We start from the raw sequence: 24,095 nt of genomic DNA on the forward strand, positions 1-24,095 counted from the left end.
AGGAAGCAATTCTGTTTTCAAGACTGAGTATTGTTATTTATTTAATTGCTTCGAGCCATTCTTTCGCCATCAATTGTGAACCCGCCATACTCGGGTGAACACCATCAGTAGTCCAGTAAATGCCAGGGGCTTTTTTCTGAGCACCATTAAAAACTTTTTGAAAAGGAATCCATACCGCTCCAAAATCACTAGCTACCCGCTGTGCTGCAAACCTGTAATGGTCAAACTCAGGATACCATGTACGATCAACAGCACTTATATTATTTACAGCAAAAGGTTCTGCAATGATCAGCTTCACATCAGGCAAAGCCTGCTTTGTCCTATTTAATAAGGCCCGGAAATCGTCTTCATAACTTTGAAGCGTACCGGTATAGCTTCCATTATGTTTATGCCAGTAATCATTAACACCGATCAATAAACTCAATATATTTGGCTTGATCTCCAAACAATCTTTATCCCAGCGTTCAGCAAGCTGGAAAATCTTATTCCCACTAACCCCTCTGTTATAGATCTTTAGATTTTTATCGGCATGTTTATTCAGGAGTTCAGAGGCTGCCAGGAAAGCATATCCTCTGCCTAAAGCCCCTGCCTGATTGAAATCACGGTTATCTCTGTTTCTCCCCGCATCAGTAATAGAATCTCCCTGAAACAAAATAACATCATTTTCAGACAAAGTGATTTTTGCACTTTTTACATCTGGAGCTGCTGACAACAACTGCGGACTTACTAAGGACAATAATCCACCAACAGCCGCTGTTTTAATAAAATTACGCCGCTCTTTTTTTATTCTGGCATCCATATATTAAATGAAGATTGATATTTTAATAATTTGTATTTACTTATTGATACGATCCGGCATCTTTATTTGTTTGTAATGTTCCAATGTTCGCAAAGGTGCCTTATAACCGGCAGGCAATGGCATCTTAGCATAGGTTTGAAAGTACAGCACTGATCCATCCCGCCACCAGGCCGCTTCACGTTGCTGTTCAGCAAGCAATTGTTTAACCTGTTCAAACCGAACCGGATCGATCTTATGTTCAAGTCTATCCCATTTATCCTGCATTTTTTCAACAGCGCTTACTCCCGAATAATAGCGATATACCAGTTCTTCCCAAAGATTTCTGTCACTTGCCATCTTGTATTTCCAGGGCACATGATGGAACCAGAGTAACAGTTCAGGGGGAATCTTATTGATGTCGTTATATTGCGCCCTGACTTCCGGAAAGTACTGTGAAACAGCATCAGAACCCTTATCTGTACGATCTACGCCAATGCCCTCATCATCTGCCAGATGATAATCATGCGCATTCCATCCCGTAATTTTATCCCAGGGCCCTGGCCCATAATGTGTCCCCAGATTCATAATGTGGTTTAAACCAAGGGGCATCATGTAATTTACAGCATGTTCTCTGGAGGCTAACATATATTCTTTTACAGGTGCGACAAAAGACGAATCATTAGTGAATGTCATCTTTAACCAGTCATCTGCGATGACTGCCGGACTCAAATCTGGATTCCAGGCCATTCGGCCAAATGCATACCAGTTAGATTGTGCAAAAGGGTGCCCCGTCCAATTTATGTCACTGCCGATGTTGGCCACACCCGCAATCCCAGAGCGCTGGTGCTCCTCTAGTTTGCCTTCAACTATTTTAGCAATAGTCGATCCTTTCCCCTTAGAATAAGTGTCTGCCGATAATGTTTCTTTGAATAAAGGAGCCAGGTAAACCAGATGAGTAGCAAACCCCAAATATTCCTGAGTGATCTGAAACTCCAGCATTAGCTGTGTTTTTGACATTGCCCCAAATAATGGATGAAAAGGCTCCCTTGGCTGAAAATCGATCGGCCCGTTCTTAGGCTGAATAAAGACATTACTTTTAAAAGCGCCATCAAATTTTTTAAACTCCTGATAGGCTTGCTTGGCACGGTCCTCTCCTTTAATATTTTCATACACAAAGGCACGCCACATTACTACGCCGTTATGAGGAGCCAAAGCATCAGCCATCATATTAGCACCTTCAGCATGACTGCGTTTATAATCCTGGGGACCGGGCTGGCCCTCCGAATTCGCCTTTACCAAAAAACCGCCGAAATCCGGGATGTAACTATAAATCTCATCGGCCTTTCTCTTCCACCATTTAATCACTTCAGGATCTAATGGATCAGCAGTCTTTAATCCTCCTATTTCAATTGGAGCACTAAAACGTGCCGTCAGATAAATTTTTATACCATAAGGCCTGAACACCTGTGCAAGTGCAGCCGCTTTAATCAGGTAATCTTTGGTTAAACTCCTGGCACTGGCATTTACGTTATTTATCACCGTACCGTTTATACCTATAGAAGCATTAGCCCGGGCATAGTCAGTATACCTTGGATCCAGATACCCAGGCAACCGTTGCCAATCCCATAAAGAATATCCAGCATAACCTCTTTCAATTGTTCCATTTAAATTATCCCAGTGGTTAAGCACACGAAGCTGTATTTTGGGATGATCAACGATAGAGATATTCTGGATAGATTGTCCCGTTTGAATCAAACTCAACAACCTGTAGGATCCATAAAGCACACCTATATCGGTATTGGCAGCGATTACCAAACAAGACTTCCCATTAATCCGGATAGACTTAATTAAGTATCCTTCATTTCCAACCCTACTTAACTCTGCCAGGCGAAGTTTTGCTATCGTTGCAGATGTAATTGGTGTGCCCAACAGCAGTGTCCCGTCAGTATTGATGTGCCGTACAGACTTTAAGGATCTGCTAAGCAAGCCCTTTATTCCTATTTGCAATTCCATTGTTGCAGCTGCAATTGTTTTTGATTCTCCTGCTACATAAATTTGTTTGATAACAGACCTGTATATATTAGTTTTATTTGTGTCATACACTGGCTTATACCTAAGCCACAAATCATAACCGTTTTCCGCATAGCCGTTCGTTCCGATAAGCATCGCAAACAACATTAAAATTATTCTGTTCATTTCGTGCTATAATTTATTGAAGCAGGGCAAAAACACTCCACAATACGGGTGCCTGCCCATGCATATCTCCCGTAATTCTCTTTCTGTCCAGGTAGTACTGCCTGCTGTTTTCTTTGTTGGTACCCTGACAAACCTCTCTTACATCACCATTCTTTTCTATGTATTTTGTGAGCGCAATCCATGCTTTGCGGGCTACCGGAGCATACTCCTTTTCATCCAACCATCCACTTTTCACTCCAGTGATTATAGCGAAAGTAAACATACCTGTTCCAGAGGTTTCCGGCCAGGAAGTAGCATCATCCACCAATTGCAACCACATTCCCTCTTTTGTCTGGTATTCCTTTAAACTGCGCATCATGGTTTGATAGGCTTTTAAAATTCTGGGCCGATCTTTATTATCCACAGGTAAGGAGCTCAGCAACTCGGTCATTCCTGCTGCCATCCATCCATTTCCTCTTCCCCAAAAAAAAGGTACATCTGCAGCATGGAAAAATAAACCGTTAGGCCGCTGTATCGCATCCAGGTAAACAACCATTTCTGCGGCTGCCCTGTCGATGTACTTCTTCTCGCCAGTAGCCCTGTAGGCCTGTGCCTGGATATTCGTGATCATATACATGTCATCGATCCACATTCTTGTCTGCCAGGTTAGCCCCTTATCGAGCAAAGCCTGGTACTCCGGTTTCGCATTTGTAGGCATGGTCCATTGCTGGTCGGCAAACCATTTGCCCATATCCCTATAAACCGGGTTTTTAGTCTGCATAAATAGTTCAAGTGGCAATGAACCAAAAACGTTAGGGTCCACATGATCTGGTCTGGGCTGCAGATTTTTCTTTTCATACAATAAAGGTCTTAACCTTAGGTCCAGCTCGTTTAACAGATCCTTATTTTTAGTTATCTCTGCAAACTTTAATGCACCATACCAGGCACATACCTCTGAATAAGTAATAGACCCCGGAGGGCCGGGCATACCGAAATTGGTATGCGGTGTTTCAATAAAATGCCGGGTAAGCAAATTCCCAATCTCTTTGGGATCGCTGCCTTTCGGCCAGTTTTTGAAATCTTTTATTTGTGCTTTTGCAGTGCAAAAACTTAACACCGCAAACAGTATAACATATCTTTTCATAGGATAAGAACTCAGCAATTAAAGTTTAATTAATCTGGCCACATATCCACCGCCCGAAGCCAGTTTGATATGTAATGGTGTATCGCGGTTAACCTTAAGGGTTTCCATTTTAAAATCCTTCGCGTTATTGTTGGCATTTACTCCATCTTTCCAGACTTGCATTTGATATTCCCCCTGCGACAAAAAAGCAAGCGAAAGCTCAAATTCTCTTTCTGTCCAGTCCGTCATTGAGCCTAAATACCAGTCGCCATTGGCCGCCTGCCTGGCCATTGTCACGTATTCGCCCACTTTTCCATTCAATGCCACTGTTTTTGCCCATACGGATGGAACAGCTTTGATGAATTCCATAGACTGTGACTCTTTAAGATAATGGGTAGGAATATCACATAACATCTGTAAAGGGCTTTCATAAATCACATACATGGCCATCTGGTTACAGCGGGTACCCAGGGTCATAGGTTCTGCCGGAGCTGCAGCCCATTCTTTTTTATGCACATTCCGCATACCTCCCGGAGTAAAATCCATTGGTCCGGCCGCCATCCGGGTAAAGGGAAGTGTAGCGGTGTGTGAAGGCGTTATAGATCCGGCAAATTTGCTGATCTCATTGCCCAGCACGCCTTCGGAAGTCATGATGTTCGGATAGGTGCGCAACCAGCCTGTAGGCTTATAGGCGCCATGAAAGTCGACCAATAGTTTTCTCTTTGCAGCTGCGAGCGCAACTTTCTCATAATAGTTCACCATTTCCTGGTCATCGCGCTGCATGAAATCTACCTTGATACCCTTGATGCCCCATTTCTGAAACTGGTCAAGGGCCATGTCCAGCTGTTTGTCCAGTACAAGCCAGCTTGACCATAACAGCAGGTCAACATTTTTACTTTTTGCGTAACCCGCAAGTTCAGCCACGTCGATACCCGGTGATTGTTTCATCAAGTCTCGGGTATCACACCAGCCCTCATCCAGCAAAACGTATTCAATTCCATATTTTGAAGCTACATCTATATAATATTTATAGGTATCATTATTGATCCCCGCTTTAAAATCTACTTCATAAACATTGTTATAGTGCCACCAGTCCCACTGTACCTTACCCGGTTTTACCCAACTAAAATCACCCTTAGATGGCCTGCCCAAAAGATAGGGCATTTGATTGACAAGAATATCCTTATCTTCTCTTGCCACCATGATCACTCTCCAGGGAAAACTCTGCTCTCCATTCGCTTTGGCCAGGTAATCTTCTCGTTGCTTTACCTGCTCATCACGATCGCTGGTGATGGCTTTTACTTTGGGATAAGCAGGAAAAACACCACGTACACCGCCTTTTCCTGTCCCTCTTAACCACATACCGGCATAGTTGAACAGATCTGACTCGGTAAGCAACAGTTTTACATCTCCTACCTGGAACAAGGCAGGCAAACTGGCTAGCTTCTTGTCGTCCAGCTGATTCAGGGTATAGTTTTTATATTCACGCTCATTGTGTGAAAAGAACTGCTCTTCCTGCGGGTACCAGGCCTTGCCAGAGCCTTTAAAATTGAACCTTGCGGTTTCAGACTTTACTAAAAAATCCCCTTTGAGTTTACTCAGCCATCTCCATGATACCCCATTATCAAAGGCTTTCCATTCCAGGGCAAGGCCGTTGTTAAAATCAAGGCGTAGCAGGTTGTAAACATCAGCCACATCCTTACTCTTTTGCCAAACCACCGGATGCAAAACGGCATTGTGCTTTGTAGTACTAGTTTTGGCAACTTTCCATTTGTTTTTACCGTCCACCTCTAAGGCAATGGCAGAAGACGAAATGAGTTCTTTCTGGTCTACTTTTACCGTATAATACACACTGTCGGATACCGAAAGTGTAACTTCAATTTTATGGTCTGGTGAATGGAGCAGATATTTCTTTTGTGCCTGCAGACCTGTAGCATACAAGAAAAGCGGTGATAGAATTAATAATTTGATAAATTTCATTTGTATTAGTTTTTTATTTTTTGATTTGTATGTGGTTCGTATTAATGGTATCGGTCATTTTAATTTGCTGTAAGGTGCTTGCGGGCCCTACCATCCCCGGCATCACAATATTTTCGAACCTCAGATTTGTGACAGGAGTTGCGGCACTTATCCCTTTGATTTTACCAGGCGATTTTCCTGCGTCTCTAACCAGTACGTTTTTAACAAGGACATCAGAAATTGGCCCACTTCCTTTTTTATCTCCATTCTGCATAAAGAAGATAGCCCAGGTACGATGGTCATCGTTCTGATAGGACAATCGTTCAATGTCTATCCCATCAAACAATACATTTTTCACGGAGGCCGTTCCCCATTTATGATGAATGCCGATACCCACTGCAGCATCGTAAACTACACAGTCTTTAAATACGATATTCCGCTGGTCCTGCATAACCCCCTGCCCGATTTTATAACCATAGCAGTAAGTCCATGAAATGCAATCTTCAAATACCACACCGTCCTGAACCATAGGTTTTCCAGGCCAGTTGCGACATAAATCTGTATCCTGTGTCCAGGTCTTTGTAGAGAAAGGGTCGTCGAGTGCGATACCGATAGCATGTTTTACCAATACATTCTGTGACTCTATGACATCAATGCCATCATTTTCACCCATATCAAACCGGTTGAAAATTTTAAAGTTCTGAAACACCAGGTTTTTAGAGCGTGTCGGAATGATTGCCCAGGCACCGGATTCCCTGATTACCGGCCCATTAAGTTCAAACCTTTCGGTATGCATAATGGCCAGGATATGGGCCCCAAGGTTATTTTTTTCTGTTGCATACTTTCCATTCCCGTCCAGAGTTCCCCGTCCGTATATTTTGATATCGTGTGTACCGCTGTCTGTGGCAATCCACCAGGTGATGTTCCTGTTTTGTGAGGCCTTGCGGGCACTGATCTTAAAGTCCTTTTCCTGTCCGCTGAACAATAACACCGCTCCGCCTTCCAGGTAAAGGCTCGTCTTACTTTTCAATTTTAGATTTCTAACCGGGTACACCCCTGCCGGAACGTAGACAATGCCTTCCCCACCTTTATATTCAGCTGCATCATCGATGGCTTTTTGAATAGCTCCAGTAGCAAGACGCCGACCTGAACTAAGGGCACCGTAAGGTTGATCAGTAATGTTAAAAATTCCAGATCCTGAAGGAGATGGCTTATCCCATTCTTCCGCATCCGCCGCAATAACCAATTCCCTGAACCGATTTATCTTAACAATAAGATACTCATCCTTATGAAGGGTAAATCTGAGCATGTTACCAGTATGTGTGCCCCGAACTGCGATTTTTTTAGGGCTGATTTGAAAATCAGATACCTGCTCACCATTTTTCAGGGTAATCGTAAATTCAGCCGTTCCTGTGCTCATCGACAGCTGAGCATAGTCATACTTTTTATTATACCCGATTACAGGTACCAAAACTCCATTTACCCGAAGTTCAAAAATGGTTGATGTCTTGTAGATAGGAGGAACCGGATAACTAAAGATCTTTGCCGTACCTGGAGGTACAGCAAAGATTTGAAAAGAGGAAATCATGGCAAACAGTACCATGAAAATCCTACTGTATAATTTAAAATTCATATTGCCGTTTTAAAACCAACCCTTATTCTGCGGATAAGGTGTCCCTGTTGTGACTGCATTGATCTGAGAAAGAGGGATTGGTCTCAATACATGAAAATCCTGAATGTTCTTTTTGGCTTCATAATCGTCATACGCCTTTACCCTTTCTACCAGTTTACCTGTTCTGACCAGATCAAACCACCGCATATTTTCAGCACATAATTCACGCGTACGTTCATCAAGAATAAAGTCAATGTTCACAGTGCCCGCAGAGATTTCCATCTGTGACTGCTTGCCGGTGGCAGCAGCTCTTCTGCGTACTTCATTGATATAACCAACTGCAACATCTGGCTGAGACAGTTTAAGTGCCGCTTCCGCAGCGATCAGATATGTTTCTGCCAAACGAAAAACGATAATGGGTCTGTGCGAATTCTCATTAGGTACTAAACGGTTTGGATCAAGATATTTGGTCATGGTCGGAAATATCCTGTTGTCTGTATAGTTTTCCGGCGTAAAAACATAGTACTTTTTTGCCCTTATCTCTTCAATGCTCATGTTATAGCCAGGATAAACCAATGCAGTATCGCCTATATTCACTTTAGGGAGGTTTACATTATAAGTAACCCCGTTAACTTTAACAGCATAAGTACCGGTACCTGTTTGGTTGAGTGCTTTAGTTGCCTTCCAGACTGATTGAAATGTTTTGTAGTAACGGGTATCGTTAACCTTATCAGCAAATGCAGTCTCAAATACCCATTTCGTAGCCCTGAACCAGGCAAAAGACCTCCCGTCATTTAAGTTCCGCTCGCCCAGATAAGCGTCATACGGATTAACATATAAATGGTTCCAGGTATGGCCACCTCCAAAGGTCAGGTCACGGGAATACTGGACGTTGAACAAAACTTCCTGTTTACTTTCATTTCCCGGCTTAAACACATCTGCGAAATCAGGCATTAAGCCGATACCTAGTGCAGCCTTCTGATCAATCAGCCCTTTGGCCATATCAAAAGCATCCTTAAAATCAGAGGGCACCGCCGCATCCGAGTACCCTCTGGTAAGGTAGACCTTAGCCAGCAGGTGTTTGGCCGCAGCAATTGAAGCCCTTCCGTTTGGCAAAGCATTCAATTGCGGACTAGGTGAGAGATCTGTAATACAAGCCTTAAGGTCCGAAATGATAAAATTGTATACATCAGCTTTGCTATCCCTGGAAGCCGATGTTTGAGGACTATTTGAAAAGTTCTTATTCAAAGTCACATCACCAAACAGTTGTACGAGCGTAAAGTAATAAAAGGCTCTTAAGTACTTGGCTTCAGCAATTTTCTGCAATTTTACTGCTTCTGTAACCCCCGTTAAGTTTGCACCAAAATCCACAAGTCCATTGCAGGTATTGATCCATTTATAGCAATTATCCCAAGTGGAAGCCGAAAATTCATTAGCTGTATTATAAGATGTGTTATAATTGGCCACATTGGTGGTACGGTTACCATTGGCGATCCTGATTTCATCAGTACCGATATTGGTAAATGCTTCCAAGCCTTCTTCAGGACCGTATAAAGTACGTAAACCTCCGTAAGCGGCATTCAAACCACTTTCAATACCTTGAGGGGTGGAGAAAAAATCCTCAGTTAATTTGGAATGATTTTCTTCAATCAATTCCTTTTTACAACCAGTAGCTGCCATTACAAGTAGTAATGATAACATGTATATTGTCTTTTTCATGGCTAATCTGTATTAAAATGAAACATTAAGACCAAACAGCATTGACCATAGAGATGGAGTAATCTCATCTATATTTCTGTTGGTTTCCGGATCCAGTCCTTTTGCGTCCCTCATATAAGGAGAGAAAAACGTAAAGGGATTAGAGGCAGTCGCATAAATCCGGGCTGACTTAGCACCCACAGTTTTCAGTGCTTTTCCCGAAAAAGTATACCCCAGAGTCATGGTCCTTATTTTTAAATATGAAGCATCAAATAAATCTAGAGTTGATTTATAGACTGGATTTTGCAGCGTTGAATTAGGCTTTGGCCAGTAATTCACTGGATTATCAGGAATCCAATAATCTACATCTAAATTATTATATCCTGCCTGGAATGTATTAGACCACCCACCATGGATACCAGACTTTAATTTGCCACCATATTTAAAATAGGCTACAAAAGAGAAATCAAAGTTCTTATAGGTAAACCGGTTTGTCATTCCGCCTTCCAGTTTTGGCTGTCTGGATCCTAAAATGACACGATCGTCTGCTGTAATTTTGTTATCGCCTGTAACATCGGCTACTTTCACTGTACCTACAAGTGAATTTGACCCTGTCAGGTACGCAGTTTCACTTGCTGCCAGACCGTATTTAATAGCCAGGGCAATATCTTCGGGTGTATTTTGCCATAATCCTACTCGCTGATAATCAAAAAAGACCCCATTTGGCGAACCCACAAACCAAGAATTAGCCAAATCTCTTGTCACCCCAGAAGCCAGCTTTGAGATTTTATTTCTATTAAAAAATACATTTAGATCTGTTGTCCATTTAAAGCTATTTGGATTGGAACCTTCGAAATTAATAGTACTCAGGTTAAACTCCATTCCGTTATTTTCAGTATTTCCGATATTGTTCCTAATCCTGTTGTAACCAGAAGTTCTTGGCAGAGTTTGATATAGAAGGATATCGCTGGTTTTCTGCTGATAGTATTCGACCGAACCGGTAATTCTGTTATTGAACAGTCCATAATCAAGACCAAGGTTTAGCGTACTGGTGTATTCCCAGCCCAAAGTGATGTTAGCTGGAGCATCGGGGTTTGGATAAGTACCCTGCACATTCGTTCCCCCATAATTGTAATAAATCCCAGTCAGACCGCCAAGGGTCTCATAGGAGCCAATAGCCTGGTTCCCAATCCTTCCGTAACTACCTCGAAGTTTAAGCGCTGAAATGGTCTTGTTCTTTTGCAGGAAACTTTCATTTTTAATGTTCCATCCTACTGCAGCAGAAGGGAAAGAATGCCATTTATTACCATCTGCCAACCGTGAAGAACCATCGGCGCGTAAAGTTGCAGTTAACAGGTATTTATTTTTGTAGGTATAATTTAAACGGCCCATATAAGACAATATGGAAGCCTTATTAAAATCCCCCGAACTTGTTACACTTGAAGCATACCTTGGATTGTAATACTGTATATAATCGGCAAGCACGTCACGGTAGCTCACATCATTTACTTCAGTGCGTGTTTTCTGCAAACTGAACAAGCCTGTAAAATTAAGCGCATGATCTTCCGCAATGGTTTTATCGTAGGTAAGGATATTCTCTACCGTGTAATTGTAACCGGTAGCGGTTCTGTTGTATCCATAGTTTTGGGTTCCAAGCTGTTTTGTAGTGTTACTTCCGTAAAATTTACCTTGTGTTTCCGGGCTGAGCTCAATCCCTGCATTCAATTTATACTTAAGCCCATTTGTGAAGTCAGCCTCAAGATAAGCGGTTGTGAAAGTATTTAAGCGTTTCACATCGTCAACCAGGTTACCTGGTTTAAAATCGGAAAGCGGATTCCAGACGTTCATGTTACTCCCAGGCAAAAATGTAGACAATGTTCCGTCAGGCAAGTATGGCGTAGAAAAAGGACTGGCCTGTAAAAACTGACTTACCGGACTAAGGTTGATCCCTTTGGTGAGGTTATAACTATTCAATGAACTCAGGCCAACTTTAATGTAATTACCCAATTTATGATCTATACTCAGTTTGACACTGTAGCGGTCCATCCCCTGTCCGGGATAAATGCCACCGGCTGTATAATAACCTACCGATACATCGTATTGCGTCGCGTCAGTACCTCCGGAAACACCAATTTGGTGATTTGTTAACAAGGCGGTCTTATACAACAAGTCCTGCCAGTTGGTATTCATTCCGGCTTTGTATAAATTGTATTCCGTCTTATCTGAAAAAATTGTCTTGGTCGGTTCATCGGACGTTAATGAAGGATCATCGATTCCTGTATACGTATTGGGTGCAGAACCATTGATTCTCGCCCACTTCCTAAACAAAAGGAACTGTTCTGCATCCATCACGTCATATTCACCTAAGGTTTTATTGAAACCAACATAACCATTATAATTCACTACAGGCTTACCGTTTTTTCCTCTTCTGGTATTGATCAGTATCACCCCGTTTGCGCCTCTGGATCCGTAGATAGCTGTAGATGACGCATCTTTTAGGATGGTAGCACTAACAACATCATCCTGACTGATGTCGTTTAGGTTTCCGTTGAAAGGAATTCCATCCAAAATGATCAAAGGATCATTTCCTGCGCCTAAAGACCTTTCCCCACGGATCCGAATAGAAGGAGGTGATCCGGGATGACTATTTCCCCCTGATTTTAAAACAGATACACCGGGCGCACTGCCTTGCAACGCAGAAGCGACATTTCCTGCTGGAATTTCCCTGATCCTTTTTTCATCTACTGTTGAAATAGCGCCTGTTAAATCTGACCTCTTTCTTGTACCGTAACCCACAACAACCAGCTCAGCGAGCTCCTGTTCACTTTGTTTTAGCGTAATATCAATAGTTGTCCTACCTTGAACTGTAACTTCCTGGCTTGAAAACCCGATATAGGAAACGACCAACACTGCATTTTCAACCGTTCTGATTGAAAAATTTCCCTGGGCATTTGTGGTTACCACCTGGTTTGTTCCTTTAACTTTTATAGTTGCTCCCGGAATACCAACGCCTTTATCATCTGTTACCTTCCCTGATACAATAATCTCTTGTCGTTCCAATTCCTCAGCCGCGGTATATGCACGTAACACTACGATATTCTTATTGATAGAATAGGTAAAGGGTTGATCAGAAAAACATTGTTTTAATACCTCTATCAAAGGAACATCTTTTACTGAAAGGTTTATTTTCTGCGCTTTTCTGATCAGCTCATCAGGGTAATAGAAATTGTAATTAGTTTGCTTGGTTAAAGATTCAAAAACCAATTCTATTGGAGCATTTTTTACATTTAGAGTTACCCGCTGTGCGAAAGATGCCGCCTTGCCCTGAAAGATGGTAACTAGCAAAAACATACAGATAAATTTCATGGTCAGCAGAAATTTAAAACGTAGGGAGCCCGTAACACCCCATACGGTTGTGTGAAATAATTTATACATTTGGTTAGTAAGTTTTAAGTACTTGTTGTGAAGAATAAGTTTGTAATCTTGCTAAAGGCTTGTCAGAGCCGTAAAAGATCCGGAGTGCTCAAGCTTCGGGTCTTTTTTTAGCACATTGAGATCGGGTATAGTTTAATCCATTACGTATATCCTCCTTCCTTTGATCTCAAAATGAACGGTACCAGTCATTTCCATTGTTTTCAGTACCTCGGTAACCTCTTCGAATCTGGAGATGGTACCTGAGTAGCGATGGATTGTAGAAGTATTTTTGTAAACAATCTCCACGTCATACCATCGCGAAATCTTATTTAAAATAGAACGCAGATCCTCATGTGCAAACATAAAAATACCATTCTTCCAGGCGATGGCTACCTTGGTGGATACTTCATGAACAGAAATGCGACTATCTTTTTTATCTAGTTCGGCTTGTTGTCCGGGTTTCAGCAAAGCGTATGCACCTCTGGAGGAAACCCTGACAGATCCTTCCAATAATGTGGTTTGAACACTGTTTTCATTATCGTAAGCCATAATGTTGAAATGGGTACCCAAAACCTCGATTTCCTGTAAGGCTGTTTTTACTTTAAACGGCATCGCTTTATTTTTTGCCACTTCAAAATATCCTTCACCTTCAAGACTTACCTTTCTTTCTGTCCCGGTAAAGGAAGTAGGAAACTCAATTGAAGAGGCTGAATTTAGCCAAACTTTTGTCCCATCGGGTAAAACAATCTCATATTGCCCACCCTTAGGCGTGGTAATGGTACTTAATCTCGTTTGGGCAATAGCCTGTGGAGTAACAGTGAACACAACTTGGCCCTCTTTGGTTTTTTGTACTCTTATACCGTCCTTTTCAACGGTCTTACCAGTTGCTAAATGATCAAGCACGATTTGGCGACCGCTAGGCAACGTTAATATAGCAGTACTGGTTCCCGGCTTAATTTTTGCTATTTCGATATCAGTCTTAGCGAGCTCTGGTTTTGAGGATGGTTTAAAAAACAACCAACCCATTGTAGCGATGACAAGCAGTACAGCTGCAACAGATGCAACCCGGCTAAGCGTAGATTGAAAAAAGCGTTTTTTTACAGGAAAAATCTCCTGCCTGATATTTGAAAACATTCTTTGTTTAACCAAGTCGGCTTCGTTACGACTTTCAGCGATCCAGTCAATCTCCCGACTTGATTCATGGTCGTACGAACGCATAAGCTCGGCACGTTCGGCTTCTGTTAGCGTTCCATCGAAATACTTTGCAATCAACACATTTATCCTGTCGTTCTTCATGATTTATATCTGGCCTTATAATAGGAAGTACCATAAGGATATGGTCAACCCTTAGTAAAATTAAAAAAAAGCAGAAAGCCTTTATTTTTTATAGCAGATATTCATTCCAAAAATCTCGCCAAGTGGATGTGTAATTGAAGTGTAATTTTATACAGGCCATCGCAAAGAAAGTTAGCCCCGAGTGGAATTAAAAAAAAAGCAGAAAGCCCGCATCTTTCAATGATACGCGCAGCGCCTTAATGGCTTTTGTCAAATGCGCTTCGACAGTTTTTTCGGAAATGTTCATTTCCCTGGCTATTTCAGGATTGCTTAATCCTTTTATCCTGCTGTAGTTAAAAACCATTTTGCACTTTTCTGGAAGTTGCTCTACAACTCCTCTAAAATACTCCTCCAGGAACCTAGCCTCAATCTTCTCATCATCCAGAATGAATTCATCGGATTTACAGTTTTCCATCTCAATTTCTCTCCTCCGCTGTTCCCTTTGCTTATGTTTAAACACAGAAAATTTAACCGCTATGGCAAAGTAATTCGAAAGTGAATGAATTTTAAGAGAAGTTTTTCTATTCCAAATACTGATGAAAACATCCTGAACTATACCCTCCGCAATCTGCTTATTTTTGGTATGGCTATATGCAAGTGCAAGTAATTTCAGCCAGTAATGTTCATAAATCTCTGTAAAAGCAGATTCACTCCCTAATATTAAAGCGGCAATAAGCTCATCTTCACGATGACCATCCATTTTAAAAACAGGTGTGGACATATCTGGTTGTTTTGCGAACGAATATATATAATGTTTAATGAATCAACACAAACAAATTAAATCTACAGGACATAAATATTGCAAAGTTTGTTCGCTTTTGAAATCAAGGTCTGTTAAACAAAGTCCGTTGTTTTAAGGATAGGAGACCAAAAATCCATTTTTTTCGGCTGAACATTTTTATCCGGGACGGATTGCATACATGAGCGAAAATCTACCAGATGTCTAGGCAGAGCCCTTAATTGAATGTTTTGAAAGATTAATTCTCTCGATATTGATGAAAAGCAATTGGTGAAGTTTTTTTTCAAACCCCGTCTTTTCAGAAAAAAACAATGTATTTTGCGGCAGGGGCCCAAAGTTTGACCGGATTTTTAGAGTACTTATTGAAACCAGTCATTTCGGATTGCAAAAAAGAATGCTGCAGACGATCAGTTCTACCGCAGAAGAACGTTACGGGTTTTTCATGGATACCTATGCCCTTTTGTGCGTCCGACGAATACGCGCTCAGAAGATCGGGTCAGAAAAAATCATTCAATCCAATACCATTCTTATCCCAGCTGTAAATTTGAGAGGCTGCACAAGGATGCACAGGAACCATATGAATCTTACATAGATATGGAGCTAAATAAATGGATCACAATCCGTATTGAACTGACAGATAACCAGGCTAAGTTATATTTGGATAACCGAGAACAACCATCAATTTCTATTCGTTCACATCGGTCTTTGTGTGGATATAAGTACCAAGGGGTACTTCACAGATTTAAAAATTGTAAAAAAAGGCTAATAACTTTATAAAGTTTTAGCAATAACAATTATCCTAAGTAGTTGTTAAACAATTAGGATAATTGTTACTATCGTTTATGCTTAAGCCCACATTCAAAGTCATTTCCACACAAAATAAAAAGCAACTGTATAAACGATTTTTCTTTTAAGTTTTACTGTTCATATTATATCTTAATCCAAAACACAAAGAACGTACTGGAATAAAGGGAACATCTTTTTGAGTTGAATTAAAAAGATTGTTCACACCGCTATAAAGGTTTACCTGGTTCAACACAGTTTTTCCTATGTTAAGGTTACAAGTCAAATATGGTTTGGCATACTCCTTTGCGATGTCCAGAATACCATTTTTATTCAGGTCAGCCACACCAAAGCGGCTATTGTATATTCCTCTAATATAAGCATCCAGCTTATGCCTTTTATTGTTATAAGCAAGTTTGAGGTTGCTTGTGTGAGCAGCTCGACCAAAAAGCCCTCCGTACTCGCTCCGACTGACTTTTATATCCGGACCTCCGGATTCACTTTTCCTGATAATATCTCCCTTTTCTAGCTTTGAAAGCACGCCTTTGTCCCTGGCAGAAAGGTACATGTACCCCGCCTCCAACTGGAATGCAGGCGATATCATCCAACTGGCGGTCGCTTCAAAACCTGTTGTAACCACCTTAGCCAGGTTAAAATAACTTGACACAAATCGCCCATTAGTTTTCTTCGCTATATAACTGGTTTCCATTAAATTACTGATATCATTCCGGAATAATCCCAATGTTATTCGTAATGGATCATAGAATTTGATCTTTGCTCCTGCCTGATAAGAGACAGAGCTTTCGGCTTTGACGCTCCCGATCCGGGCAGGATCAATTAACACCTCTGCAATCTCTCCATTATCCTGCATCTTTTTCAACTCAGTTTTGGCAATACCCGTACCAAGCACACTATAACCTGCAGTAGGATTATGATGTATGATATAAAGCTGCCTGAAATCCGGGGCCTTAAAGCCTGTTCCCAGTGTAAAGTCCATAGTAATCCAACTGTTCAACTTATATCCGGCAGAAACTTTGGGAGTGAACTGAGAGGCATATTCACTATGTTTATCATACCTCAAGCCAGCAACCACGTTAAAAGCAGTCAAGGGGGTCCATTGGTCTTGAATAAAACCATACCAGGATAAGAAAGGCTTTAAATCCTCATAGCTTTTCGCTTCCATGGTTTCAACCAAACGTCCGGCACCCGCTGTTAAAAAATGTTTAGTTCCCAACGTGGCATCATAAATCAGTTCTGTTCGATTGAGTGTCTGACGATAAAAACTTTTTTCGAAATCAGCCCCACTGTCCCGGTAAACCATCACATCTTCATACCTAAATTGAGTATAATAATTCCTAAGTTGAAATTTATGCTGATTGCTGAGCTGATAGTAAATAACAGGAAAAACATTGACTTCCCTGGTATCCCGGTCTGAATCTATCATCAAAACTTTGCCATTCTGCTTTGCTTCCCGAACATCCTGCTGGTTTCTGGTAAAGTACCGGAGTGAAAGCGCTGCTTTAAAAGCAGGGGATAAAAACCATTCCGATTTGCTTCCAAAAGTATAATCCTTCCTTGGCGGCACAGATGGAACGAGACTTGCAGGATTCAGACTATACCCATCGGCCGACAAACGGTTTGCATCTAGTTGTACACTCGCTTTCTCCCATCTTTTACTGGCATTTACGCCTAAATTAATTGTGTTAAAACTACCGTATTGCCCGTCTAATGCAAGGCCCGAACCTTTACCTGCTTTTCTGGTGATGATATTAATAACCCCTCCCATTGCTTCACTTCCATACAAAGAGGAGGACGGTCCTTTGATAATTTCTATCCGTTCAATATTGTTGGTGTTGATCCTGCTGAGATCCAGGGTTCCATTGGTTCGTCCGATCAATGGTTCGCCGTCTATCATGATCATGATGTAATCTGCCGAAAGCCCCTGTATAACTGGCCCTGTACCATGATTGTTAGCAAGCTGGACACCTGTCTGCTCAAAAAGGATCTGGTCCAGCCTGATGAGTCCGGATTGCTCGATTTGTTTTCTGGAAATGACCGTCACCCGCATCGGTACATCAGCAACATTTCTTTCAGAACGCGTAGAGGTAACCACTACCGAATCGAGATTCACGTGTTTGTCTGCTTTTTCCTGCGCCCTGCTTTTCAGTGTGGGCAATAGCTGTAAAAAAAGGAACAAAAAAAGCACAGCAGTAGCATAGCTACTTTTAAAGGAACTTATAAACATATATTAATTAAGATTTTATGAATTGATTTTTTTATTGGTAATGCGATAACCCTGCCACCAGATGATGATTCCGCTAACCACCAGCACAATCGTAAACAGCGTCACAAAGAAGATAAAGACCATTCCTGGAATGCCTAAAATCTGTCCGGAATGCAACTGGTATTTTGCGGTATTGATTTTATCCCCCAAACTATAATTCTGATAATACCTGGCTTTCAATAAATCCCCACTATACTGATCAAAATATAAATAATGCCATTTGCTCAGGGGGTCGTCAAAAGTAATACGGAAGATATAAGATCCATTTTCTTTAGAAGGAATACCAATAACAGCCTCATACCTTTCGGGAAACAAACGGCTTACCTGATTCAATGCTTTTTGAAGAGGTGCCTTGTCTAAATTAGCCGATCTTGACTGGGGTACGATTCTGTACTTTGGTGGAGAACTGCTTACATAATATACCACATCCTGGAACCACTTATAACCGATCATCATTCCGGAAAATGCAATGAGGAGTAAAAAGACACTAATATAAAAGCCTCCTATCGCATGCCATTTGTAATTTATACTTTTCCATGCACCTTTAAAGGGCAATATAAAAACCCGCTTCCATTTCTCTTTTTTACGCGGCCACCATAAGACAATCCCACTGATGGCCATGGGAATAACCAATAAAGTACAAAGGTTAACAACATACCCACCAAACTTACCAAGACATAAAGTCGTATGTAGCTCCCAGGCCAACAGAAAGGGATCGTCAAATTTATCCTGAATACCCAGTAATGCCCCGGTATAAGGATTAATGTGAATGATATGCAAATCCCAAGCATAAATTTTCACGCTTGATGCTGGATTATTTTTAAATACAATTTCACGTAAAGGTGATACCGGATATGCCTCTGCGGCTATGCGCCTGATCGTATCAGCGGACAGGTGTTGAGCACCCGGAACCGGTTTTACACTGTACAAATCAGCGTATAATAAATTGCTCAGCTCTTTATGGAACATAAAAAAACAACCACTAGCTGAGACAATAATTAAAATACCACCAATAGCTATACCCAGATAGCTATGCACCTTCAAAAATGCTTGTCTAAATTTCATTGCGCAAAACTAACAAAATAATTAGACAAGCAAAACTTATTTATTAGACTAATCTAACTTTAAATATTAAAAATAGGATATTCTGAAGCAGCGGCTATTAAAACCAAGAAATATAGGTCGCAAGCCACTCTTAAAACTTAAAATTTGATTTTATTTAGGCAATTTTTCTTTAAAGATTTCCTCAAGCTTTCTCTCCATTTCAGTACCTCCACTCGGATTAGACCCCAGCTCTTTAAAAAGCAGTTTACCATCCGGAGAGATTAGAAATATATTAGGTATTGCAGGCACCGCAAATTTACTTTTTGCAATTTGCTTAGTATCCAGCACCTGTTCCCAGGGCATACTTTCTTCTCCTACGGCCTTTAACCAGTTCTTACTATCCATATCGATAGAAATACTCAAGATTTCCAGTCCTTTTTTATGAAATGCTTGATAAACGACTTTCAGGCGTGGGAAAGAGGATCTGCAGGGGGCACACCAACTGGCCCAAAAATCTACCAGAACATAACGCCCTTTAAATTTACTCAATGCTATTGGCTTACCCTGCGGATCATTTAATGTGAAATCGGCGACAGTATTACCTATAGCAGAACTTTTCGTTCCCTGAATCATTGCGTACAATTCTTTACCTTTCTCATTGGCTTTACCCGCGGATGATAACTTGTTATAAAGCGCTTGCTTCAGACTCAGCGGATAAGCCGCGGTTTTCTCCGCCAGTGAATACGTTGTGGCATATGATCCAGGAAACTTAGTTACCTGCTCTTTTAACAAGGCCTGTGTTTTTTCATTTGTCAAACGTTCACGATCTTTCATCAGCCCCTCATACTGAGGATGATCAAGGTCCGGGTATGCTGTTCCATATTTCTTTTTCAATTCTTCATTTACCGCCTTATATAACGCAATTTCTTTATTGTTGAAGTCATTAAAAATCATAGGCGTTTCCAGACCAGAAAATTTGACCGCGTAAGTTTGGGCATCCATACGGGCGTTGATTGTTCCTGGCTCATCGAATACAACCTTGAAAGGCCTGTATCCGGGTTCGTACTGCATGTACATAAAAAGTGCCTGAGGCCCCTTGTAGGGAATCTCTAAAGTGAATTTGCCACTTTCAATAGAAGCAGTATCATTATAAGCGTTCAAATCGCTGATGTAAACTTTATTTTTCCCCTTAGTATCTCCGGTTACCGTACCCTGTATAATTATTTTCTGCGCAGATGCAATTGTCACAGACAGCAACAAGGCCAGCATTATTTTTAATGATGTCATTTGAATTTAATTTGTATGATGAATTAACTAAGAATACAAGAGCCTGAAAAGTTTTCAGACTCTTGTCGTAAATTATTATTATCTAGGATAGCGCTCCCGGTAGGTAATGTCCTTTATTTTTCCAAAACCGGTATAGCTCTCCAGCACCACCAGATCCGCATTTACAGCTGGTACAGTAAACAGCTCCAGCTTCCCACTGGAAGCCGAAGGCCTGGCTGGGTCGTAACTACCAACAATTAACTTATTACTATACTTTGGTGTGGCCGCACCAAAAGGGTATACAAATTTGTGAAAACGAAGCATGGTAATTTTTTCCGCCCCCTTGTCTAGCATCAGTTTGCTTTTTTTCAGAAACATATCATACTCATATAACTTTCCGCCGACATTATAAAATACATACCCCAAATCCGGGCTTACAGCAAAATTTTCTGCCAGCGATATGTCTGTAGCGTTCATTACATCCCAATAATTTTGCTGAAAACTTACGCCAAATGCGGCCAGGCTTATCCTGGCCAGATGGTAATTTGGAGCTCCCTCATCTTTAAGTACAGCAAAAACATCCCCATTGGCGAACGATCCATTATAAGTCGTACTTTCCATATACACCAGGTCTTTTCCGGTAGTAAAATTAAATAATGTCCCTGCCGGCATGTCCGAACAGGTCACACTTGATGGCTGGTGATTGACAAACTTCCGATTGGTGGCATCATACAAAACACTTGCACCATTGGTAGAGAAATCACCCTGTATAACACTTGCTACAAAAGGTGCAGCCCTGAACTCTGTTGTAGAACCAGTCATTACATTAATCGGTACGCTATAACGATAACCTTGATCATCCTTATTGTAGTAAAATTTCCCATCCTTGTACATATAACTGACACCTCTGTTTCCTTTTGGCTGAACAAAATCTGCCAGGTAGTTATCTGGAAGCGACGGGATCAGGCTTTCATAAGAAATATACATCTGCGCATCCCAGGCAAAAGACTCGGGATCTATTTTAGTAGTTCCAGTCCCTGTGGAAGAAACATAAATTCCCTGTTTCGAAGCTCTGTAAGGAAAATAGCTCACATCTACTGCACTCCCTTTTAACTTCAATGCTGAACCTGTTAACCCCAGTACATCGTAAATAGGCGTATAAACATTGTCCTTTAATGAAACCATGTCCAAACGCGCTATTCCATCAACATCACCCAGCACCAGCCAACCCTCGTAAATAGGTGTTACAATAGAAATGCTGAACATCTTAGTCCATTTCACACCGGTCTGGGTATCTGTAACCCGGTAATAAACACTATTGTGGGTCCCGGGTGTAAGTTTGATTTCAGTATTTAAGTTCCGAGTATTAGCAATATCAACCCTCACCCCTTCTGCCGAATACCACTCATATTGATACCTTCCTGTATTGGATTCATTGTCCTGGGTAAATTTAAGTTCAGGAGTAATTACCAGTGGTACACCCAACGATACGGTATAACTAGCTGCTATACCGCCAATTTTCACTTCATTGATTTCTTTTATATCACCTATCAGGCTATCCTTTTTACAGGAAATTATCAGCATTGTTAAGCCAACGATTGAAAAACATATTCTTTTTAACATCTTATTTTGTGTTAGATGAGTAACAATTATTATTTCTGAGCGGCAACACCCATCACCATTTCGGTTCCATCCACTTCGTACACTGTCTTACCAGCTAGTTTTTGAGCATTCAGGTAGCGTTGCATGGCTATCCCATAATTTTGGACGACCTGAAATTCTACATTGGAAAAGGCGGGCCCGCTAAACTCCATAGGATTGATCTGGAGCACCTGAATCATGAGATAAAACTTCTTGGCTGTAAAAGTTCCAAGATAAAATGGGTACCAACTCAGGGGTTCTTGCAGGATATCACTTGAAAATAAGCGGAATTGGCTAAAACTACTTGTTTTGCCATTGCTCAGTTTCATATCCTGCAAATTGGTAACGAAATTCTGATCAGGCTCCAGCTGAAACACCAGCGAAACCTCACTTGTTTTTAAATCGGCAGTACGGTGCATCATCACCTGTAAAGAATCAACCAGCTTACCTGCAGGAATTTTAAAATCCTCCTGGTAAAAATCATAATGTATCCCTTGTTTTGCCGTAGATCCGGCTGCTATTTTAACCGTATAGGTTCGGTCGGCATTTGAAACCTCACCTGAAGCACTTACGGGAATCTTCACCAGCGAATCCTGCAGGTTATTGGTTAAGGTAAAAGATACAGAGAGACTATCGGTACCCCAGCCCGTTATTGGCATTATACCTGTTGAAAAGTATATATTATTTGGGCCGCCATAATACTGCAGCTCCTTCTTTTTGCAGGATACGAGCAACACCAGCATCAAAGCATATAGTTGTATATTTTTCATTATTGAAATTTTAAATCTATCATCAACATTGTTATTTTACCTGCCACTTTCCGATTCTGGGATAGGAACTACGTATTGCTGTGCCGCCACAGTCAAATTACCCGTAGCAAGCGAACCATTTGGAATAGCAGTTAACCCTCTTCTTTTATAGTAATAAAACAGCTGCCCTTCACCATAAAACTCCCTGGTATATTCATTTTGAATCTCATTCTGGAGGTTTGCAGTTAAAGGAAGGTCGGGTATACCACGGTTACGCAATACAATATTCAGGTATTTAAATGCTTCTGCAGGATCGGCATGCGTTTCTGCAGCTATGTAGTACATTTCAGAAATACGGATCAGTGGTTGCAAAAATCGCCTGAAATCTTCCGAATCTGCGATCACACTTTCAAATTTGAAGAAGGTCAGATCACTTGTTCCACTTGGAGGTACCCTGAACCAGGAAATATAGCGATAATCGCTTGGTGTATAGTTAGCCGTCAATCGTTGACGTTGCGGTGCAAGCAGACTGGCAGCACCTACATCATATCTGAATAAAGCGTTAAATTGATTATAGATATCCAGGTTCTGGAGTCCGAAGATTACTTCAGGTGTAAATTTCCTATCAGTATAAGCCGGAGTAATCGGCAAGCCGTCGTTGGTCCAGGTGAACCATTTACCTGCTTCAATAATGACCTGTGTTGCATACGCGAGCGCTTTTTGGTTATTGCCTGCATATAAATTTGCCCTGGCCTGCAAGGCCCTGACCGCATAATAGTTCATATGCATGTTCCTGTATTTGTAGAAAACATCTGCATCATTTGGAGCAGAAACGGCTTGTTTACCCTCCAGAATTATCGGATCGTTTGCCAGTAATAACGCAGCGGTGTCAAGGTCAGCCAGTACCTTCTCCATTACTAAATTCGCTGGCAGGTTACCACTGCTTTGGGTCTGAGGTTGCGTATAATAAGGAATTGCCGGAAGTGTTGAACCTGTACTGTAAACAGGACCAAACAAACGCAACAAGTCCAGGTGCAGCATTGCCCTAAGCCCGTAAGCCTCGCCCTTTAAAAGGTTGGCTTTACTAGCCGATACGACTCCGGAACTGTTGTTTAGTTGTCTGATGAATACATTAAGGTTCAGAATCTGTTTATAACTCCCGCTCCAAATTGTATTCATCGTTGAAAACACCCTGACATCGTTGTAATTGTAGGCCCCGTACTGCGCCCAATTGTGGTTAAATGCACTCAGATTGTAACGCTGCGCCATGACTTCCAGGGTACCCATCGTGAGGTTACCTCCGTAAAGGCTGGTTGCTGCCATATTCAGATACACCCCATTGAGCGCGGTCTTTACGCCATTCTCGGAGCTAAACACCTGCGATTCCAGGAATTTATCATTGGGCTTCACGTCCAGGAATTTTTTACAGCCTGTCGCACTCGCGATGCAAAACAGGCCACTAAGAATTTTTATGATATAGTTTTTCATCTGCGTA

Annotated in this window: 15 protein-coding genes; all 15 read right to left on the minus strand. The window is 41.4% G+C overall.

Features of this window, described 5'->3' with window-relative positions; genetic code table 11:
* Nucleotides 1–37: 37 nt before the first annotated feature.
* On the minus strand, nt 38–799 hold the full coding sequence (locus DBR43_RS03310) for an SGNH/GDSL hydrolase family protein (protein WP_124577877.1): 762 nt from the start codon (nt 797–799) through the stop codon (nt 38–40).
* Between the two features lie 36 nt (nt 800–835).
* Nucleotides 836–2,974, minus strand: a complete 2,139-nt coding sequence (locus DBR43_RS03315; RefSeq protein WP_124577879.1) for an alpha-glucuronidase family glycosyl hydrolase — start codon at nt 2,972–2,974, stop codon at nt 836–838.
* 13 nt (nt 2,975–2,987) lie between these two features.
* A complete protein-coding gene (locus DBR43_RS03320; protein WP_124577880.1) occupies nt 2,988–4,097 on the minus strand; it encodes a glycoside hydrolase family 105 protein in 1,110 nt (369 codons plus the stop codon).
* 18 nt (nt 4,098–4,115) lie between these two features.
* Nucleotides 4,116–6,056, minus strand: a complete 1,941-nt coding sequence (locus DBR43_RS03325) for a glycoside hydrolase family 97 protein (RefSeq protein ID WP_124577882.1) — start codon at nt 6,054–6,056, stop codon at nt 4,116–4,118.
* Nucleotides 6,057–6,069: 13 nt separating this feature from the next.
* Complete coding sequence (locus DBR43_RS03330; RefSeq protein ID WP_124577884.1) at nt 6,070–7,668, minus strand: glycoside hydrolase family 28 protein; 1,599 nt, start codon at nt 7,666–7,668, stop codon at nt 6,070–6,072.
* A 9-nt stretch (nt 7,669–7,677) separates the two neighbouring features.
* On the minus strand, nt 7,678–9,366 hold the full coding sequence (locus DBR43_RS03335) for a RagB/SusD family nutrient uptake outer membrane protein (protein WP_124577886.1): 1,689 nt from the start codon (nt 9,364–9,366) through the stop codon (nt 7,678–7,680).
* A 12-nt stretch (nt 9,367–9,378) separates the two neighbouring features.
* Complete coding sequence (locus DBR43_RS03340; RefSeq protein WP_158622413.1) at nt 9,379–12,696, minus strand: TonB-dependent receptor; 3,318 nt, start codon at nt 12,694–12,696, stop codon at nt 9,379–9,381.
* Nucleotides 12,697–12,912: 216 nt separating this feature from the next.
* Entirely contained in the window at nt 12,913–14,055 is a 1,143-nt protein-coding gene (locus DBR43_RS03345) for a FecR family protein (RefSeq protein ID WP_124577890.1), read from the minus strand.
* A gap of 187 nt (nt 14,056–14,242) precedes the next feature.
* Nucleotides 14,243–14,815: an RNA polymerase sigma-70 factor gene (locus DBR43_RS03350; protein WP_233602844.1), complete on the minus strand. Its 573-nt coding sequence runs from the start codon at nt 14,813–14,815 to the stop codon at nt 14,243–14,245.
* 928 nt (nt 14,816–15,743) lie between these two features.
* A complete protein-coding gene (locus DBR43_RS03360) occupies nt 15,744–17,861 on the minus strand; it encodes a TonB-dependent receptor plug domain-containing protein (RefSeq protein WP_124577892.1) in 2,118 nt (705 codons plus the stop codon).
* Between the two features lie 15 nt (nt 17,862–17,876).
* The gene (locus DBR43_RS03365; protein ID WP_124577894.1) at nt 17,877–18,965 is read right to left on the minus strand and encodes a PepSY-associated TM helix domain-containing protein; all 1,089 of its coding nucleotides are present in this window, start codon (nt 18,963–18,965) and stop codon (nt 17,877–17,879) included.
* A gap of 150 nt (nt 18,966–19,115) precedes the next feature.
* A complete protein-coding gene (locus tag DBR43_RS03370; protein WP_124577896.1) occupies nt 19,116–20,231 on the minus strand; it encodes a TlpA disulfide reductase family protein in 1,116 nt (371 codons plus the stop codon).
* A 78-nt stretch (nt 20,232–20,309) separates the two neighbouring features.
* Nucleotides 20,310–21,833 (minus strand): PKD-like family lipoprotein, encoded by a 1,524-nt coding sequence (locus tag DBR43_RS03375; RefSeq protein WP_124577897.1) that lies wholly within the window; start codon nt 21,831–21,833, stop codon nt 20,310–20,312.
* Nucleotides 21,834–21,862: 29 nt separating this feature from the next.
* A complete protein-coding gene (locus tag DBR43_RS03380; protein WP_124577900.1) occupies nt 21,863–22,621 on the minus strand; it encodes a DUF4843 domain-containing protein in 759 nt (252 codons plus the stop codon).
* Between the two features lie 36 nt (nt 22,622–22,657).
* Nucleotides 22,658–24,088 carry a RagB/SusD family nutrient uptake outer membrane protein gene (locus tag DBR43_RS03385; RefSeq protein ID WP_124577902.1) on the minus strand — a complete coding sequence of 477 codons (1,431 nt, stop codon included), beginning with the start codon at nt 24,086–24,088 and terminating at the stop codon, nt 22,658–22,660.
* Nucleotides 24,089–24,095 lie beyond the last annotated feature (7 nt).

Source organism: Pedobacter sp. KBW06 (assembly GCF_003852525.1).
Classification (GTDB): Bacteria; Bacteroidota; Bacteroidia; order Sphingobacteriales; family Sphingobacteriaceae; genus Pedobacter.

Bases quoted from the DNA above. Each gene is read 5' to 3' on its own strand.
- DBR43_RS03310 (WP_124577877.1), bottom strand. From the start codon at position 799: ATGGATGCCAGAATAAAAAAAGAGCGGCGTAATTTTATTAAAACAGCG.
- DBR43_RS03315 (WP_124577879.1), bottom strand. From the start codon at position 2,974: ATGAACAGAATAATTTTAATGTTGTTTGCGATGCTTATCGGAACGAAC.
- DBR43_RS03320 (WP_124577880.1), bottom strand. From the start codon at position 4,097: ATGAAAAGATATGTTATACTGTTTGCGGTGTTAAGTTTTTGCACTGCA.
- DBR43_RS03325 (WP_124577882.1), bottom strand. From the start codon at position 6,056: ATGAAATTTATCAAATTATTAATTCTATCACCGCTTTTCTTGTATGCT.
- DBR43_RS03330 (WP_124577884.1), bottom strand. From the start codon at position 7,668: ATGAATTTTAAATTATACAGTAGGATTTTCATGGTACTGTTTGCCATG.
- DBR43_RS03335 (WP_124577886.1), bottom strand. From the start codon at position 9,366: ATGAAAAAGACAATATACATGTTATCATTACTACTTGTAATGGCAGCT.
- DBR43_RS03340 (WP_158622413.1), bottom strand. From the start codon at position 12,696: ATGTTTTTGCTAGTTACCATCTTTCAGGGCAAGGCGGCATCTTTCGCA.
- DBR43_RS03345 (WP_124577890.1), bottom strand. From the start codon at position 14,055: ATGAAGAACGACAGGATAAATGTGTTGATTGCAAAGTATTTCGATGGA.
- DBR43_RS03350 (WP_233602844.1), bottom strand. From the start codon at position 14,815: ATGTCCACACCTGTTTTTAAAATGGATGGTCATCGTGAAGATGAGCTT.
- DBR43_RS03360 (WP_124577892.1), bottom strand. From the start codon at position 17,861: ATGTTTATAAGTTCCTTTAAAAGTAGCTATGCTACTGCTGTGCTTTTT.
- DBR43_RS03365 (WP_124577894.1), bottom strand. From the start codon at position 18,965: ATGAAATTTAGACAAGCATTTTTGAAGGTGCATAGCTATCTGGGTATA.
- DBR43_RS03370 (WP_124577896.1), bottom strand. From the start codon at position 20,231: ATGACATCATTAAAAATAATGCTGGCCTTGTTGCTGTCTGTGACAATT.
- DBR43_RS03375 (WP_124577897.1), bottom strand. From the start codon at position 21,833: ATGTTAAAAAGAATATGTTTTTCAATCGTTGGCTTAACAATGCTGATA.
- DBR43_RS03380 (WP_124577900.1), bottom strand. From the start codon at position 22,621: ATGAAAAATATACAACTATATGCTTTGATGCTGGTGTTGCTCGTATCC.
- DBR43_RS03385 (WP_124577902.1), bottom strand. From the start codon at position 24,088: ATGAAAAACTATATCATAAAAATTCTTAGTGGCCTGTTTTGCATCGCG.